This is a genomic window from Streptomyces radicis (genome assembly GCF_003626575.1).
Classification (GTDB): Bacteria; Actinomycetota; Actinomycetes; order Streptomycetales; family Streptomycetaceae; genus Streptomyces; species Streptomyces radicis.
The window spans coordinates 51,934-67,048 of the sequence record NZ_RBDY01000004.1 but is presented as its reverse complement, the minus strand read 5'-3'; the positions used below and the strand labels follow the sequence as shown (position 1 = coordinate 67,048).

The 15,115-nt window shown below is 72.5% G+C and carries 15 protein-coding genes; 7 read left to right on the top strand and 8 right to left on the bottom strand.

Annotated elements, in window-relative coordinates; translation table 11 throughout:
• Positions 1–25: 25 nt before the first annotated feature.
• Positions 26–1,099 carry a hypothetical protein gene (locus D7318_RS07910; RefSeq protein WP_120696168.1) on the top strand — a complete coding sequence of 358 codons (1,074 nt, stop codon included), beginning with the start codon at positions 26–28 and terminating at the stop codon, positions 1,097–1,099.
• Between the two features lie 75 nt (positions 1,100–1,174).
• On the opposite strand, the gene D7318_RS07905 is transcribed toward D7318_RS07910, so the two are convergent.
• Entirely contained in the window at positions 1,175–3,235 is a 2,061-nt protein-coding gene (locus D7318_RS07905) for a SpoIIE family protein phosphatase (RefSeq protein ID WP_183091314.1), read from the bottom strand.
• Between the two features lie 196 nt (positions 3,236–3,431).
• Between D7318_RS07905 and D7318_RS07900 the strand changes: the two genes are divergently transcribed.
• On the top strand, positions 3,432–4,454 hold the full coding sequence (locus D7318_RS07900) for a glycoside hydrolase family 26 protein (protein ID WP_120696166.1): 1,023 nt from the start codon (positions 3,432–3,434) through the stop codon (positions 4,452–4,454).
• Between the two features lie 60 nt (positions 4,455–4,514).
• Here D7318_RS07900 and D7318_RS07895 read toward each other — a convergent pair whose 3' ends face one another.
• Both D7318_RS07895 and D7318_RS07890 read right to left on the bottom strand, forming a co-directional pair.
• The gene (locus D7318_RS07895; RefSeq protein ID WP_183091313.1) at positions 4,515–4,931 is read right to left on the bottom strand and encodes a VOC family protein; all 417 of its coding nucleotides are present in this window, start codon (positions 4,929–4,931) and stop codon (positions 4,515–4,517) included.
• 326 nt (positions 4,932–5,257) lie between these two features.
• Positions 5,258–5,848, bottom strand: coding sequence for a TetR/AcrR family transcriptional regulator (locus tag D7318_RS07890; RefSeq protein ID WP_120696164.1), 591 nt, complete (start codon positions 5,846–5,848; stop codon positions 5,258–5,260).
• A gap of 81 nt (positions 5,849–5,929) precedes the next feature.
• Here D7318_RS07890 and D7318_RS07885 point away from each other — a divergent pair, with 81 nt between their 5' ends.
• The 3 genes from D7318_RS07885 to D7318_RS33775 all read left to right on the top strand — a co-directional run bounded on the left by D7318_RS07885 (position 5,930) and on the right by D7318_RS33775 (position 7,393).
• Entirely contained in the window at positions 5,930–6,862 is a 933-nt protein-coding gene (locus tag D7318_RS07885; protein WP_120696163.1) for an oxidoreductase, read from the top strand.
• A 155-nt stretch (positions 6,863–7,017) separates the two neighbouring features.
• Positions 7,018–7,218: a hypothetical protein gene (locus tag D7318_RS33780; protein WP_230423502.1), complete on the top strand. Its 201-nt coding sequence runs from the start codon at positions 7,018–7,020 to the stop codon at positions 7,216–7,218.
• Between the two features lies 1 nt (position 7,219).
• Positions 7,220–7,393, top strand: a complete 174-nt coding sequence (locus tag D7318_RS33775; RefSeq protein ID WP_230423501.1) for a hypothetical protein — start codon at positions 7,220–7,222, stop codon at positions 7,391–7,393.
• Between the two features lie 258 nt (positions 7,394–7,651).
• Here the strand turns inward: D7318_RS33775 and D7318_RS07875 are convergent, their stop codons facing one another.
• Together D7318_RS07875 and D7318_RS07870 are read right to left on the bottom strand one after the other, a co-directional pair.
• Positions 7,652–7,987, bottom strand: coding sequence for a YnfA family protein (locus D7318_RS07875; protein ID WP_120696162.1), 336 nt, complete (start codon positions 7,985–7,987; stop codon positions 7,652–7,654).
• Positions 7,988–8,039: 52 nt separating this feature from the next.
• Positions 8,040–8,795, bottom strand: coding sequence for a MerR family transcriptional regulator (locus tag D7318_RS07870; RefSeq protein WP_120696161.1), 756 nt, complete (start codon positions 8,793–8,795; stop codon positions 8,040–8,042).
• A gap of 119 nt (positions 8,796–8,914) precedes the next feature.
• On the opposite strand from D7318_RS07870, the gene D7318_RS07865 reads away from it, so the two are divergent.
• Both D7318_RS07865 and D7318_RS07860 read left to right on the top strand, forming a co-directional pair.
• Positions 8,915–9,955, top strand: a complete 1,041-nt coding sequence (locus D7318_RS07865; RefSeq protein ID WP_120696160.1) for a LacI family DNA-binding transcriptional regulator — start codon at positions 8,915–8,917, stop codon at positions 9,953–9,955.
• A gap of 268 nt (positions 9,956–10,223) precedes the next feature.
• Positions 10,224–11,984 (top strand): discoidin domain-containing protein, encoded by a 1,761-nt coding sequence (locus D7318_RS07860; RefSeq protein ID WP_120696159.1) that lies wholly within the window; start codon positions 10,224–10,226, stop codon positions 11,982–11,984.
• A 180-nt stretch (positions 11,985–12,164) separates the two neighbouring features.
• Here the strand turns inward: D7318_RS07860 and D7318_RS07855 are convergent, their stop codons facing one another.
• The 3 genes from D7318_RS07855 to D7318_RS07845 form a co-directional block, all read right to left on the bottom strand.
• A complete protein-coding gene (locus D7318_RS07855; protein WP_408055463.1) occupies positions 12,165–12,845 on the bottom strand; it encodes a glycoside hydrolase family 11 protein in 681 nt (226 codons plus the stop codon).
• 466 nt (positions 12,846–13,311) lie between these two features.
• Positions 13,312–13,593: a glycoside hydrolase family 97 N-terminal domain-containing protein gene (locus D7318_RS33770; protein ID WP_230423500.1), complete on the bottom strand. Its 282-nt coding sequence runs from the start codon at positions 13,591–13,593 to the stop codon at positions 13,312–13,314.
• 370 nt (positions 13,594–13,963) lie between these two features.
• Positions 13,964–14,884 carry a S1 family peptidase gene (locus D7318_RS07845; RefSeq protein WP_408055457.1) on the bottom strand — a complete coding sequence of 307 codons (921 nt, stop codon included), beginning with the start codon at positions 14,882–14,884 and terminating at the stop codon, positions 13,964–13,966.
• Positions 14,885–15,115 lie beyond the last annotated feature (231 nt).

Sequence of the window (15,115 nt, the reverse complement as noted above, 5' to 3'; positions counted from 1 at the left end):
GGGCGTCGGCCGTTACCGTGACCGGATGCGCGGAACGCGGACGGGCACGGCGGGGACGGGCACAGCGGGCACGGGCACGGGGGGGACGGGCACGGGGGGGACGGGCACGGGGGCGGCGGGGCTGAGGCGGCGGGCGCGGGAGGCCGGGTTCGGGGCCGTGCGCGCGGTGTACCGGGAACGGCGCGACGGCGGGGCGTTCTTCGTCTGGCTGCTCGTGGGCCTGGTCGTCGCCCTCCCCGCCGGGCTGGCGGCGTGGAGTGGGTGGCTCGGCCTCGTGCTGTCGGTCGCGGTGCTCCTGCCGCCCGGCCTGTGGGTCCTCCTCGGGCCCGTCCCAGGGCCTTCGGGGCGGCGCTGGTACGCGGTGTGCGAGGGCGGGGTCGTCGTCCGCTCCCGAGGTCAGGGGTATGTGGCGCTGTCCTGGGAGGAGTTGAGGGAGGGCGGGGGGACGCGCGAGGTGTTCCCCGAGGCCGGGGCCCGAGCATTGGAGAGCGCTCTCCGCCGGGGTCGCCCTGTTCGTTTCGCGCTGCTCAGGCAGGCGGCCGTGGTCGCCGCGGTCGGCGCGTGGCTCGCGGCGGTCGTGGCCGTCGTGGTGGCCCCCTGGGGCGCCGATCTCCTGCGCGGCGAGCAGCCGCCGTCGGCGTTGCGCGACCTGGCGCCGGTCTGCGCGGACGACGGGCGGCACGGCGCGGCCGCGCCCTATGAGCCGCAAGGCCCGCACCCCGTCGCCCTGTTCGGGGACGGGGGTCTGGCCCGGCTGGCGACGGCCGGACCCGACCTCCCGGCGCCCGCCCCCGAGGACGTCCAGGTGGTGGCGTGCGTGCGCGCGTCCGAGCGCGGCTCGCCCGAGCCGGTGAGCGTCTGCCCCTATGTGGGCGGGCACTCGGTGAGCTACTTCCCCGCCACCCACCGCGTCGAGGTCGTCGAGGCCCGCACGGGGCGTTCGTTGGGCTCGTTCACGCTCCGGGCCGTGGACGCGCCCACCTGCTCGACCAGCGAGGTCTTCGCCGAGGACGCCCCCCACCGGGAGCGTGACCTGACCCCCTCGGACGAGCAGTTCGAGGCGGCGCTGGCCGAGTACGTCACAGGATCGGCCGACTGACCGACGCCACACGCCCCTCGGCCGCGGCTCACGCGCCCCCGCCCAGGGCTCGCGCCCCCCGCCCAGGGGGCGCGTTCAGTCCGACGGGCGGACGCGGGCCAGCAGGAGCGCGATGTCGTCCTCCGTCAGCCGGTCGCCCACCATCGTGTCGATCACGCCATCGCACAGCTCGTCCAACGGCTGCCCGGTCCGGTCGAGCGCCCCGCGCAGGCGGTCGAGCCCCGTGTCGATGTCGATGTCCCTGGTCTCGACCAGCCCGTCGGTGTACAGCGCGAGCACCGCGCCCTCGTCCAGGACGACCTCGAGCGACTCGAAGTCGAACGCGCCCATCCCCACCCCGATCGGCGTCCCCGCGGGCAGGTCCAGAAGCGTGACCCCGCCGTCGGGGGCCAGCAGCGCGGGTGGCGGGTGGCCGGCGCGCGCCATCGTGCAGCGCCGCGTCGCCGGGTCGTAGACGGCGAACACGCACGTGGCGTTGAGCGGCTGCGGGTGCCCCGAGCCCGAGTCCCCCTCGACGAGCCGCAGCGCGAGCGCGTCCAGGCGGCCGAGCAGCTTGCCAGGCGGCAGCCCGACATAGGCCAACGTGCGGATGGCGGTGCGGAGTTGGCCCATCGTCGCGGCGGCGTTCAGGCCGTGGCCCACGACGTCGCCGACGACCAGGGCGATCCGGTCGTCGTCCAGGCCGAACACGTCGAACCAGTCCCCGCCCACCCCGTCGCGCAGGTGCGCGGGCAGGTAGCGGGTCGCCACCTCGATGGCCGGGGCGCCCCCCAGGTCGTGCGGCAGCAGGTTGCGCTGGAGCGCGAGCGCGGTGGCGTGTTCGCGCGTGTACTGGCGCGCGTTGTCCAGGCCGAGCGCGGCCCGCAGGACCAGCTCCTCGGCGAGCACCAGGTCGTCCTTGTCGAACGGGCGGGGGTTCTCCGTCCGCACGAACACCGCGATCCCCAGCGTCTCGCCCCTGGCCACGAGCGGCGTGATCATCAGCGAGTGCATCCCCGTCTCGCGCGCGACGCGCGCCCGCCGCGGGTCGGCGTCCCACCAGGTGCCGGGCACGACGTCGATCCGCGGCTCGAAGTGCGACCTCCCCAGGGACAGGACCTCGGTGAACGGGGACGCCGACGGCACGTACACCGCCTCGCCCCTGGCCCACAGGGACTCCGGGATCCCCTCGTGGATCGAGGCGGCGCCCGCGCGGCGGAACGCGGGCACGCTCACCTCGGTGGCGTCCAGGCGCCCCAACGGCTCGTCGCGCACCGGCACCGCCTCGGCGAGGTCCACCGCGACATAGTCGGCGATGACCGGGACGGACAGCTCCGCCAACTCCTGCGCCGTTCGCATGACGTCCAGGCTGCTGCCGATGCGCGTGCTCGCCTCGCCGAGCAGCCGGATCCGTTCGCGGGCCCAGCTGCGGCTGACGTCGACCGCCACCGTGCACACGGCCATCGGGCGGCCGTCCTCGGCCTCGAGGCGGAAGAACGAGACCGACAACGTCCGGCTGCGCCTCCCGTCCGCCGAGCGCCACGGGTACTCGTGGTCGATCACGGGCGCGCCGTGGTCGAGCACCCGCCGCATCGTCGTCACAAGGCCCGGGGAGTCGAAGCCCTCCGGCATCTCCGTCACCGGGCGCCCCACCTGGTCCCGCAGGCTGCGTTCGGTCGCCCGCGCCGCCGCGTCGTTCATCCAGAGCAGGCGCAGCTCCGTGTCCCACACGCCGACGGCCATGGGGGAGCGGTGCAGCAGCACCGTCAACGCCTCGTCCGCCACCCCTTCGCCGCCGTGCGCCGGGATCAGGGCGCCCGCGGAGAACAGCCACCTGGCCTCCCCACCCTCGGCCGACAGGGGCGACACGCGCACCCGCAGCGGCACCGCGTGGCCCTCCCGATGCCGCACCTCGGCGAACCCCGTCCAGCCCGCGCGGGCGCGCAGGACGCGGGCGAGGTCGCCACCCAGGTCGCCCCCGGGGTCGGCCAGCAGGAGCGTGGCGACGGAACGGCCCATCACGTCGGCGGCCCGGTGCCCGAGCAGGCGTTCGGCGCCCGGCGACCAGGCGGTGACGACGCCGTCCGCGTCCGTCACCGCGACCGCGGGCGCCGCCGCGTCGGCCGCCTCGCGATCCGGTGGGTCAGGTGCAGCCATCGGTGGGCCAGGTCCCCTCACGCTCGACCGTCGTGTGTCCCCGCGTGCCCTCATTGTGGCTCCGGGTTCCTGGGGCGGCGACCGGAAGGGCGGGTGCCGCAGGCCGCGCGTTTGGTTCGTACCATTGCTACTTAATCGGTTTAGTGCTTCCATGCCGACGACAGCCTCAACCCCCACTCCCCACACGGAGGTTGGTATGCGAGCACGTTCTCCGGCGCTCCTCTGCGCCGCGCTTCTCCTGGCCCTCACGGGCGGTCCCGCGGTGGCCGACGCCGACGAGCCGCCGCCCTCGCCCCCGGCCGCGTCGGCGGCCCCGCCGAGCGATGTCCTGGGATTCCTGCGGGACATCTCGGGGCAGCGGACGGTCACGGGGCAGCACAACAAGGAGCCCAACTCCTGGCCCTCCCAGTACACCGCCCAGGTGCACGCCATCACCGGCGTCTATCCGGGCCTGTGGGGCGGCGACTTCCTCTTCAGGGCGGACGACGTGGCCCACCGCCAGACCATGATCGACCAGGCGAAGACCGAGTGGGCCAACGGCTCGTTGGTCTCGCTCACCTGGCACGTCTGCCCGCCCACGCGCGGCTCGTCGTGCGACTGGGATTCCGGCACCGGGATCATGGACGACCTGTCCGACGCCCAGTGGGACGAGCTCGTCACCGAGGGAACGCCGCTGAACCAGGCGTGGAAATCCCGCCTCGACGAGGCCGTTCCCCATCTCCAGCAGTTGGAGGACGCGGGCGTCCCGGTGCTGTGGCGGCCCCTCCACGAGATGAACGACCCCTGGGCATGGTGGGGCGGCCGCCGTGGCGCCGACGGCAGCAGCAGGCTCTACCGGATCACCCACGACTACCTCGAGAACACCAAGGGGCTGAGCAATCTCCTCTGGGTCTGGAACGTGAAGGACCTGGACGCCCAGGGAATCCCGGACTTCTATCCCGGCGACTCCTATGTCGACGTGGTCTCCATCGACATGTGGAACCAGGACTTCCCTTCGGGCGCCTATTACGACGTCCTCAGGTCGCTCGCGGGCGACAAGCCGATGGCCCTGGCGGAGGTGGGCCGGATCCCGTCCCCCGCCCAGCTGGCGTCCCAGCCCGAGTGGACCTATTTCATGGGCTGGTCGGAACAGCTCACCGATCCCGCCTACAACTCGCCCGACGCGATCAGGAACACGTACGGCGACGGCCGCAGCCTCAACCAGGGCGAGTTGGGCTGAACGCGCTCGTCGGCGTCCTCGTCGGGCGGGGCCCCGGCACCCGGCAGCGGGTGCCGGGGCTCACCGGCCGCGGGGCTGGCTGAAACGGAGCATGTTGCCCGAGGGATCACGGAACGCGCAGTCGCGCACGCCGTACGGCTGGTCGATCGGCTCCTGGAGCACCTCGCCCCCGGCGGCGCGGATGCGCTCGAACGTGGCGTCGCAGTCGTCGGTGCTGAAGATGACGCCGCGCAGCAGGCCCTTGGCCAGCAGCTCAGCCATGGCCTCCCGGTCCGCGGCGGGGGCGTTCGGGTCGGCGAGGGGCGGTTCGAGAACGATGTCCACATCGGGCTGCGACGGCGAGCCTACGGTCACCCAACGCATCCCCTCGAACCCGACGTCGTTGCGCACCTCCAGGCCTAGTACGTCGCGGTAGAAGGCGAGCGCCTTGTCGTGGTCGTCGACGGCGATGAAGCACTGTGAGAGGTTGATGGTCATGGCTCGCACGCTACGGGTGGGGGGCGAGCTTCGCTTCTTCATTCGTGATCGGTGCCCCGCGGGCGGCGGGTGACCGCGGCGGATATCGCTGTGCGGGTGGCCGACTTCTGCGCGGTCGGCCGGGGTGGCGCGCCGGTTCCTCATCCACCGTTCACAGGGCGTCGGGGTCTCTTCCGAAACGGCGCACACGTTGTGTTGAACAGAACGTGCCCCGTGGGAAAAGAGCACCCGCCCCGCACCCACCTTGAAAGCAGACACTCGGCGGACGGCGGGCGGGAGGACGTCCGGCCCGTAGCCGCCCCGCCGACGCCGCCCGCGGGGCACCGCTACGGCGCACACCCCCGCAACACGAACGCGACCGTGTCCCGCATCCCCTGCTCGACGCTGTCCGCGGGAAGCGTCCCGCTGGCCGCGAGGACGGCGAATCCGTGCAGGGTGGCCATGACCGGCAGGCCGATCTCCTCAAGCGGGCCCTCGCGCACCGCGCCCTGGCGCTGGCCCTCCCGGATCAGCGCGGCGGCCAGCGACCCGACCCGTTGCCCGGCATCGATCAACTCCTCCGAGGCGGCGGGGTCATGCTTGACCGAGTACATGAGGTCGAGCAGGGCGGCGTTGGCGACGGCGAAGTCCAGGTAGGCGCGCGTGACCGCGAGCACCCGTTCGGCGAACGCGTCGCCCGCCGCGTCGTGCGCCTCGATCAACCCGGTCGCCAGGCGGCCGAAGCCCTCGAGCGCCAACGCGTCGAGCAGCGCCTGCTTGCTCCTGAAGTGGCGGCTGGGCGCGGCCGGGCTGACCCCGATCTCCCGGGCCAGCTCCCGCAGCGACAGCGCGCCCGGCCCCTTCTCACCCAGCGTGCGCTCGGCGCGCGTCAGCAGCGCGGCGCGGAGGTCCCCGTGGTGGTAAGGGCGCGTCCTCATGGCCACCACCCTATCCCTGTGTGAGCGGCGCCTACATTGTTGGCGTTGACTACATAGTTATCGATGCATACATTGGGGTGCATGCCGAAGAATGAGAAGACCCCCCGCTGGAACGCCGGGGACATCCCCGACCTGACCGGCCGCACCGCCGTCGTCACCGGCGCCAACAGCGGCCTGGGCATCGCCACCGTCGAGGCGTTGGCGCGCGCCGGTGCCCGCGTCGTTCTCGCCGTCCGCGACATGGCGCGGGGCGAGGCCGCCGCCGCGAAGGTCGCCGGGGCGCGCGGCGCGTTGGAGGTGCGACGGCTGGACCTGGCCGACCTCGACTCGGTCAGGGCGTTCGCCGCCGACTGGCGCGGCGACCTGGACCTGTTGATCAACAACGCGGGTGTCATGAACATCTCGGAGGGCGCCACCAAGGACGGCTTCGAGACGCAGTTCGGCACCAACCACCTCGGCCACTTCGCGCTGACCAACCTGCTGCTGCCGCACCTCACCGACCGCGTGGTGACCGTGTCGTCGGGGGCGCATCGGGTCGGGCGTCCGCGCATCCACTTCGAGAACCTGAACCTGAGCGGCGAGTACTCCCCGACCCGCGCCTACGCCCAGTCGAAGCTGGCCAACCTCCTGTTCACCCTCGAGCTCCAGCGCCGCCTCACCGCCGCGGGCTCGCCCGTCCGCGCGCTGGCCGCACACCCGGGCTGGGCGGCCACCGGCCTCCAGGGGCACGACGCCAGCGTGCTGCGCCGCGCGTTCCTGCGGGTCGGAAACCGCGTTCTCGCCCAGGACGGCCCGGCGGGCGCGCTGCCCACGCTGTATGCCGCGGTGCGGGACCTGCCGGGCGCGTCCTACGTCGGTCCCGACGGCCTCGGCGAGATGCGCGGCGGCCCGGCGCTGGTCGGCCGCTCCGCGGCGGCGAGTGATCCGGAGAGCGCTCTCCGGCTGTGGGTCGTCTCCGAGGAGCTGACCGGCGTCACCTTCCCCGAACAGCTCTCCGCTCCCACCCCCGCCTGAGCCCGCGCGGCCCGGCGTGGGCCACGTTCATCGGCGGGGGAGTGCGGTGGAGCCTGGTGGAGCCCGGTGGAGTCCGGTGGAGCGCTCTCCCAGGGGAATCCCCCGCGCCGCGCGATGAGTTCCCGCGGCGCGGGCCCTCGTGGTCCACTGCCCTCATGAGTCTGTCGGTGGACGTCTTCGTCGTGGAGGCGGGCGGCGCGATCCGGGTGCTCGACGTTCCGGCCGGGTGCTCCGACCTGGCGGGGTTCGAGCGCTGGCGCACGACCGTGTGGGGCTCGGACGCGGTCCGCTCGCTCGGCGCGCGGTTCCTCCCGGTCCTGGCCGAAGCCGACCTGCGGTCGAGCCCGATCAGTTGACGTGCTCCTGGGCGAATGCGCCCTGCTCACCGACCATCTGGACCACATCGCCGCCGCCACCGACCCGGCCCGGACGGTCGAGGAGCACCGCCACCAGATCGCGGCCCGCCTCGCCGCCATCGAGGACGCGGCCAGGCGCGCCCAGGCGATCGGTGGCGGCGTCCTCATCTGGTGAGCCGGGCGCCGCCGTCGGCCCCTGAGGTCGGCGGTGGTCGAGGCGCGCCCGGCACGGCCACCGCCCGTTCCCCGGATCCTGCCCGGTCCCCGGCCACCGCCCGGTCCCCTGCCCCCGGTCAACGGTGTGACGGCGGTCAACGGTGTGAGGGCGACGGCCGGAAGTGAACGTTTCCGCAAGTGAGCGCTCTCCGCATCGTCGTTGACGTCCCCGCGGGCAGGTTCCCGTACCCCGTGCCGATGATCCCCGGCGCGGCGGTCAGGTGCCGCGAGGCGCATACATGATCAGCGCCATCCCGGCCAGGCAGACCGCCGCGCCGACGAGGTCGAAGCGGTCGGGCCGGTAGCCGTCGGCGATCACGCCCCAGGCGATCGACCCGGCCACGAAGATCCCGCCGTAGGCGGCGAGGATGCGGCCGAAGTTGTCGTCCGTCTGGAAGGTGGCCACCACCCCGTAGAGCCCGAGCGCGATGACGCCCGCGCCGATCCAGACCCAGCCGCGGTGCTCGCGGATGCCCTGCCACACCAGCCAGGCACCCCCGATCTCGAACAGCGCGGCGACGGCGAACAGGGCGATGGAACGGGCGACCAGCACGGGAGATGGGGTCCTTCCAGGAGGGGGTGGGAAACGAGGGGAACGCTGGGCGTCAGGCGGCTTCGGCGAACAGCTCGGCCAGCAGCCCCGCGCCCTCGGCCGGGGCGCGCACCTCCAGGTGGAGGTCGGGGCCTTCGAGGTGGAGGCGGAAGTCGAGGAACGCGCAGCAGTGCTGTTCGGCCGCGGCGAGCTCGGCCACCGCGGCGGCGCGCGCGGACGGCAGCGTCAGCCGCAGCCCTTCGGGGATCTCGCGGCGGCGGGCGCCGTTCAGGATCCGGTGCCATGCGGTGACGCGTTCGACGGCCTCCTCGGCGCTCAACGAGCAGGCCACCGGCGCCGAACGCCACCGCTCCGCCTCAACGGGCCCCGGCCGTGGGGCGGTTGACCCCGCGGAGGACGGGGCGGCGGCGAGGAAGCCGCAGCGTGGGTCGCAACGGCCGGTGCGGTCCGGCAGCGCGTCCAGGTGCGCGAGCGCGGCGCGCAGGGTGGTGGTGAACGCCGCCAGTTCCGCCGCCCGTTCGTCCGCCGCCGTCAGGCGCGCGGCGATCCTCGGCCGGAGGTCGGCCTTCACCTCCCGGCAGGCACCCGACTCCCAGACCGCGAGCAGCTCGGCGATCTCGTCGAGCGCGAGCCCCAGGTGCTTGGCCGCGCCGATGAACGTCAGCCGTTCCACCGCGTCTTCGCCATAGCGGCGGTAGCCGGACGCGGTCCTGTCGGCGGGCAGCAGCCCGGCCGTCTCGTAGAACCGCAGCGTGGTCGCCGGAACGCCGGTGCGTTCGGTTAGCTGGGAGATCCGCATCGCGCTCATGCCGACGACCGTAAACCTTCGACATGGCTCGAAGGTCAAGTCGCCGAGGCTGGGAAACCTGACGCAAGAGCCTTGGAGAGCGCTCTCCGCGCTCTTACGCGAGCTGCTATAAAGGCCGGATGAGCGACCGGCCGTCTCCCAGACCTTCCCCCACGCTCGAGGACGTGGCACGAGCAGCGGGTGTTTCCCGGGCCACCGTCTCCCGGGTGATCAACCAGATCCGCAACGTCGATCCGTTGATACAGGCGGTGGTGCGCCAGGCCATCGAGGAGACCGGGTATGTGCCCAACCGCGCCGCCCGTTCGCTGGTCACCAGGCGCGCGGGCGCCGTCGCGCTCGTCGTCTCGGGCGCGGGCGAGGACGGCGACAGTGACGAGCAGTTGCTCACCGACCCGTTCTTCGGCCGCGTCGCCACCGGCGTCGTCAACTTCCTGCGCCCGCTGGGCATCCACCCCGTGGTGATGCTCGCCGACTCGACCGACTCACGCGACCAGGTCGTGGCCGACCTGCGGCGGGGAACGGCCGACGGGGCGCTGCTGGTGTCCACGCACTCGGCCGACACGCTGCCGTTGGACCTGCTGGAAGCCCAGCTGCCCACCGTCGTGTTCGCCCGGCCACCCGGGCCCCAGCGGGTGAGTTTCGTCGACCTGGCCCACTACGACGGGGGGCGGATCGCCGCCGAGCACCTGGTGAGCATCGGCCGTCGGTTCCTGACCGCCATCTCGGGGCCGTTCGACGTGATGGCGAGCCAGGAGCGGCTCGCGGGGTTCCGCGAGGCCGCGGCACGCCACGGGCAGCCGTATGTGCCGGTGCATGTGGGGCGCTTCACGCAGGAGAGCGGCGAATGGGGCATGAAGGCGCTGCTGGCCGAGAACCCGAAGCTCGACGCGGTGTTCGCCGCCAATGACCTGATGGGGCAGGGCGCCGTCCATGTCCTGCGCGAGCACGGCAAGCGGGTGCCGGAGGACGTGGCGGTCGTGGGGTTCGACGACAGCAGCGCGGCGACGGCGAGTCGACCGGCGTTGACCACGGTCCGCCAGCCGGTCGAGGACATGGCCGCCGAGATGGCCCGCCTCCTGCTCGACCACCTCGAACGCCCGGAAGCCGGGCCCTCCTCCGTCATCTTCGAGCCGACCCTGGTGCGCAGGCAGTCGGCCTGATCCCCGCCGACTCGTCTACTTGCTTGTCCACTTGGTTGTCCACCTGCTTCCCACCTGTTCCCCGACGCCCGGCCGACCGCCGGGCGTCGGGAAACGGACCGGAACCGTGTCACGGGCGTTGACACCCGCCGCACCGGGCGCGACTCTCCTCGGAGAGCGCTCTCCCAGCACCTCTCCAACTCCCCGCGCGGCGCGCCGTTCCCGCACCGGCGTGGCGTGGCCGCCACCCCCATGCGAAGGAGAAGTCGTGTTCAGCCTCAGTCGCACCATGGCGGGCCGGGTCCGTTCCCTGACCCTCGGCGCCGCGGTGTTCACCCTGCTGGCCAGCACCCTCATGCTGGCCCACCCCACGGCGGCCGCCGCCCCTCGGCAACCGCTCTCCCAAGGCGGCGTGGTCGAGGTCACCGGCGGCCAGGGAGACTGGCAGTTGACGGTGGACGGCGAGCCGTACACCGTCGAGGGCCTGACCTGGGGCCCGCCGGTCGCGCAGGCCGCCCAGTACATGCCGGACGTGGCCTCCCTCGGCGTCAACACCGTCCGCACATGGGGCACCGACGCCACCACCGCGCCGCTGCTCGACGCGGCGGCGGCCAACGGCGTCCGCGTCATCGCGGGCTTCTGGCTCCAGCCCGGCGGCGGCCCGGGCAGCGGCGGCTGCGTGGACTATGTCAACGACCACGACTACAAGGGCGAGCAGTTGGCCGCGATGAACCAGTGGGTCACCGCCTACCGGGACCACCCCGGCGTGCTCATGTGGAACGTCGGCAACGAGTCCCTGCTCGGCCTCCAGAACTGCTACTCGGGCACGGCGCTCGAGGAACAGCGGGACGCCTACGCCCAGTTCGTCAACCAGGCCGCCGAGGAGATCCACGCCGTCGACCCCGACCACCCCGTCACCTCCACCGACGCCTGGACCGGGGCGTGGCCCTACTACCAGGAGCACGCGCCCGCCCTCGACCTGCTCGCCGTCAACTCCTACGGCGACGTGTGCAACATCCAGGAGACCTGGACCCAGGGCGGCTACGACCGGCCCTACATCCTCACCGAGGGCGGCCCGGCCGGTGAGTGGGAGGTCGCCGACGACGTCAACGGCGTGCCCGACGAGCCGACCGACATCGAGAAGCGGGACGGCTACCGGCAGGCGTGGGAGTGCCTGATGGGCCACGAGGGCGTGGCGCTGGGCGGCACGCTGTTCCACTACGGCCTCGAGGAGGACTTCGGCGGGGTGTGGTTCAACCTGCTCCCCGGCGGCGAGCGGCGCCTGGCCTACTACGAGGTGGCCGAGCTGTTCGGCGGCGCGGCGCCCGGCAACTCCCCGCCCGAGATACGGGACTTGACGGTCGGCGGGGACCGGACGGCCGTGCCCGCGGGACAGCCGTTCACCCTGGGCGTCACCGTCACGGACCCCGACGGTGACGCCCTCACCTACGAGGCGATGCTGAGCGGCAAGTACGTCGACGGGAACGGGGCGTTGGTGCCCGCGCAGGCCACCAGGACCGGGGAAGCAACGCTCGAGGTGACCGCGCCGAGCCGACCCGGCACATGGAAGGTCTACCTGTTCGCGAGGGACGGCCAGGGCAACGTCGGCATCGAGACCACCTCGATCCGGGTCGTGCCGCCGACGGTCCCCGGCACGGACATCGCCGAGGGCAAACCCACCACCGCCTCGTCGTACCAGGCACAGGGCGACGGCGCGCCGTTCCTCCCCTCGTACGCCACCGACGCCAGCATGGAGACCCGCTGGGCCAGCGACTGGAGCGATCCGCAGTGGATCCAGGTCGACCTGGGCGAGGTGACGGACGTCGACCATGTGCAGCTGGTGTGGGAGAGCGCTCACGCGCGCTCGTACCAGGTGCAGATCTCGGACAACGGCACCGACTGGCGCACCCTCCACGAGGTGACCGAGGGCCAGGGCGGCGCCGAGACGTTCGCGGTCTCGGGGTCGGGCCGCCACGTGCGCGTGCTGGGCACGGCGCGCGGCACCGGATGGGGCTACTCCCTCTACGAGTTCGGCGTCTACCGCTCCTGAAAGGGGGCGGTGGAGAGCGCTCTCCCGGCTCTCGGCCCCCACCGGAAATCGCTCTCCCGGTCGGAGAGCGCTCCCCAACGCCATATGGGGGAGAGCGCTCTCCCCGGCCGATCGAGGAGAGCGCTCTCCCCCACCCACCCCCATCCCCCGCCCGGCCGGGCGGGGGACAGGGGCCTTCGGTCAGCTCACGTTGAGGTTGGAGCTGCCGCTGCTCTGGTAGCCCTCGGTCGCGAGGATCATGTAGTAGCTGAAGTTGCCCAGGCCCATCCCGGCGCGGGACCACGCGTCGAAGTGCGTGCCGGTGTTGATGGTCCCGCCCGTCTTCTTCGACTGCCGGACGCTCCAGAACTGGGGGAACGTCCTGGTGCCCTCGACGGACGGGGCGTTGTAACGCATCGTGCGGTAGATGTCGAACGTGCCGCCGTCCGCGTTGACCGTGCCACGGTGCTCGCCCGTGGGCCGGTAGGTGCCCCAGTTGTCGACGATGTAGTACTCGACGAGGGGGTTGGACGTCCAGCCGTAGAGGCACAGGTAGCCGTTGCCGGACGGGCTGAAGCTGCCCGAGTAGTTGACGTTGCGGCGGCTGCCGTTGCTCCAGCCCTTGCCGCAGACGAAGTTCCCGGTGTTGCGCCACGACGTGCCGTAGTTGCCACCGGAGCCCAGGGTCATGGAGACGGTTCCCTGGGCGTCGGTCCAGAACGAGTAGTAGTACCCGTTGTGGACGCCGGTCTGGTTCTGGGTGATGGTCTCCTGGGCACGGGCGATGCCGGGGACCACGAGCGCGGAGGCGCCGAGCGCCAAGGCGCCGGCACCGCCGACGAAGCCCCTTCGACTGAGCGAACGGGCGGGGGCGTTGTCCATCTCCATGCTTCCTCCTCATGGCGGCTGGCGGAGGCCAGGCAGCGCGATATGGCCCCGGAGGGGCCTGTCGGTGGGGGGTGGCGCTCAACCGCGCGTCGGCGTCGTCCAACGCCGCGGCGGTGTGCCGGTCGTCGTGCGCGGTCGACGCCGGAGAGCCGGGTCACAAGGGGCGGCCCGGACCGACAGTGGTGCGGGTCTGTCGATGGCAGCAGTGTTGGACCGGCCCCGTGACTTGTCAACAGTTCCCGCAAGTATTCCGGAAGCATCCTCCTGGCCTGAGGTCTCCCCGAAAGACATGATGACTGGTCAACGCCGTGCATCCCGCGTTGAATCGGCGAACGGTCGATGGGTTATCGGCTCAACGGGCGTGATCACGGCCGCAGTTGCCGAAAATTATCGGAAGTCTTCCGGAGTGTATGGGGCGTGCCGAGGTGGCCCCGAGGGGGAGTTGGGGGGCGCGCGCCGGTCAGTGTTCGTCGCAGGTCTCGCGCCCGTCGGGCCCGACGGTGACCAGCTCCACCAGGAGAACTCCCGAGCCACCGAGCCGCCCGAGGTCCACCTCCGCGACGGCCGCGGGGCCCGCGTGGATCCCGCCCACGAACCACCGTTCACCGGCGCGCCGGGCCAGCGCCGCGTCCCGCGTGAACGCGGTGGCCTCGCCGGTGACGACGGCGCCCGCCGATTCGGGCAGCTCGTAGCGGAAGGCGACCCCGTCGCGGGCGACGCGGACGACGAGGTCGAGGCGCACCGCGCCCTCGCCCGGAAGGCGAACACGGCCTCGTTCATGGGGCCTTGGACGTGCCGCCGCTTGCCCGTGGTCGTCGTATACGCCTCGGTGACACCCCGGTCGGCACGGCCGAGGAACGTCAGGCCCCGTTCCGCGCTGATGTTTCGCTACGTGGTGTGTCGGCACGTGATGTCCGGATGAGTGGATTCCCGTCCTGGCGGCCTGTCGAGGACCGTTGCCGGACATCGGCGCCGGACGCGCGAAGTCCCCGCCCGGTGGCTCCGGGCGGGGACCGTGGGTGTGCGTCGGCGTTCAGCGTTCCAACGTTCAGCGCTCAGTGCTCAGCGTTCAACGCGCGGCCGACACACGAGAGTTCGGCGGACGCGCCTGGTCAGGGCAGCGTCACCCCGGAGACGGCGGCCGCCTCCGTGACCCGCTGGTAGAACGTCGTGCCGCCGGAGGAGCAGTTGCCGCTGCCGCCGGAGGTCAGGCCGTAGCCCACGCTGCCGTACCAGAGCGGGCCGCCGCTGTCGCCGGGCTCGGCGCAGACGTTGGTCATGATCATGTCGTAGACCACGTCACCGCCGCCGTAGTCGACGGTGTAGCCGAGGCCGGTGACGCTGCCGCACCACACGCCGGTGGTGCTGCCGCTGCGGCAGACCGCCTGGCCGACCGCGGGGTCGGCGAACGCGGTGATGGTGCCGCCGCCGAGCACCGTGCTCGGCACGGACGCCGGCTGCGGGTCGTACTGCACGAGCCCGAAGTCGTCACCGGGGAAGTACGAGCTGACGGTGTAGCCGATCTGGCTCACCCCGTCGCTCCACAGCGGGTAGGGCGGGGTCGGGCCGTAGGGGTCCTCGGTGCAGTGGCCCGCGGTCAGGAAGTAGAACGTGCTGCCGGAGCGGACGTTGAAGCCGAGCGAGCAACGCCACCCGAGGTCCGCGTAGATGGCGTCACCGCCCTGGAGGTACTGCTCGAACGTACCGGGGGTGCGTTCGATGTCGAGCGCGCCGGAGAGCGCTCCCGCGCTCTCCTCGATCGCCGCGATCTCCGCCTTGCCGACGGTCTCGTCGACCAGGACGTGGACGGATCCTGTGGCCTCGTCGACGGCCCAGGCGGTGCCACCCACGTCGGCCGCGTCGACGGCCTCGGCGGCGGTGGTGAGTTGGGCCGCGCTGAACGGCTCCGCCGAGTCGGCCCGGGCGGCCCCGGGCACGGCGAGGGCGGTCAGGGCGATCAGGCCCGAGGCGACGGCGAGGGCCCTGAGGCCACGGGCCGTCCGGCCACGGGAGATGGTGCGCATCGGTCTCACTGTGCTTCCTCCCAAGGGATTCATGGATCCGGTGGATGAGCTGGCCGTGAGGTGCGGGAGATGTGACGTGCACGCGCGTAGACGGCATGACCACGACAAGTGCTGCACGAAATCCTCCCACCGTGACGCGCATTGACAAGGAGGGCATTCGGCCATGCGGGCCGTGACGCGGCGGCCCCCGTGGGGCGGCCGACCAGTGGCGCGGCGTGGCTCCGGCGGGCCTCGTGGGCT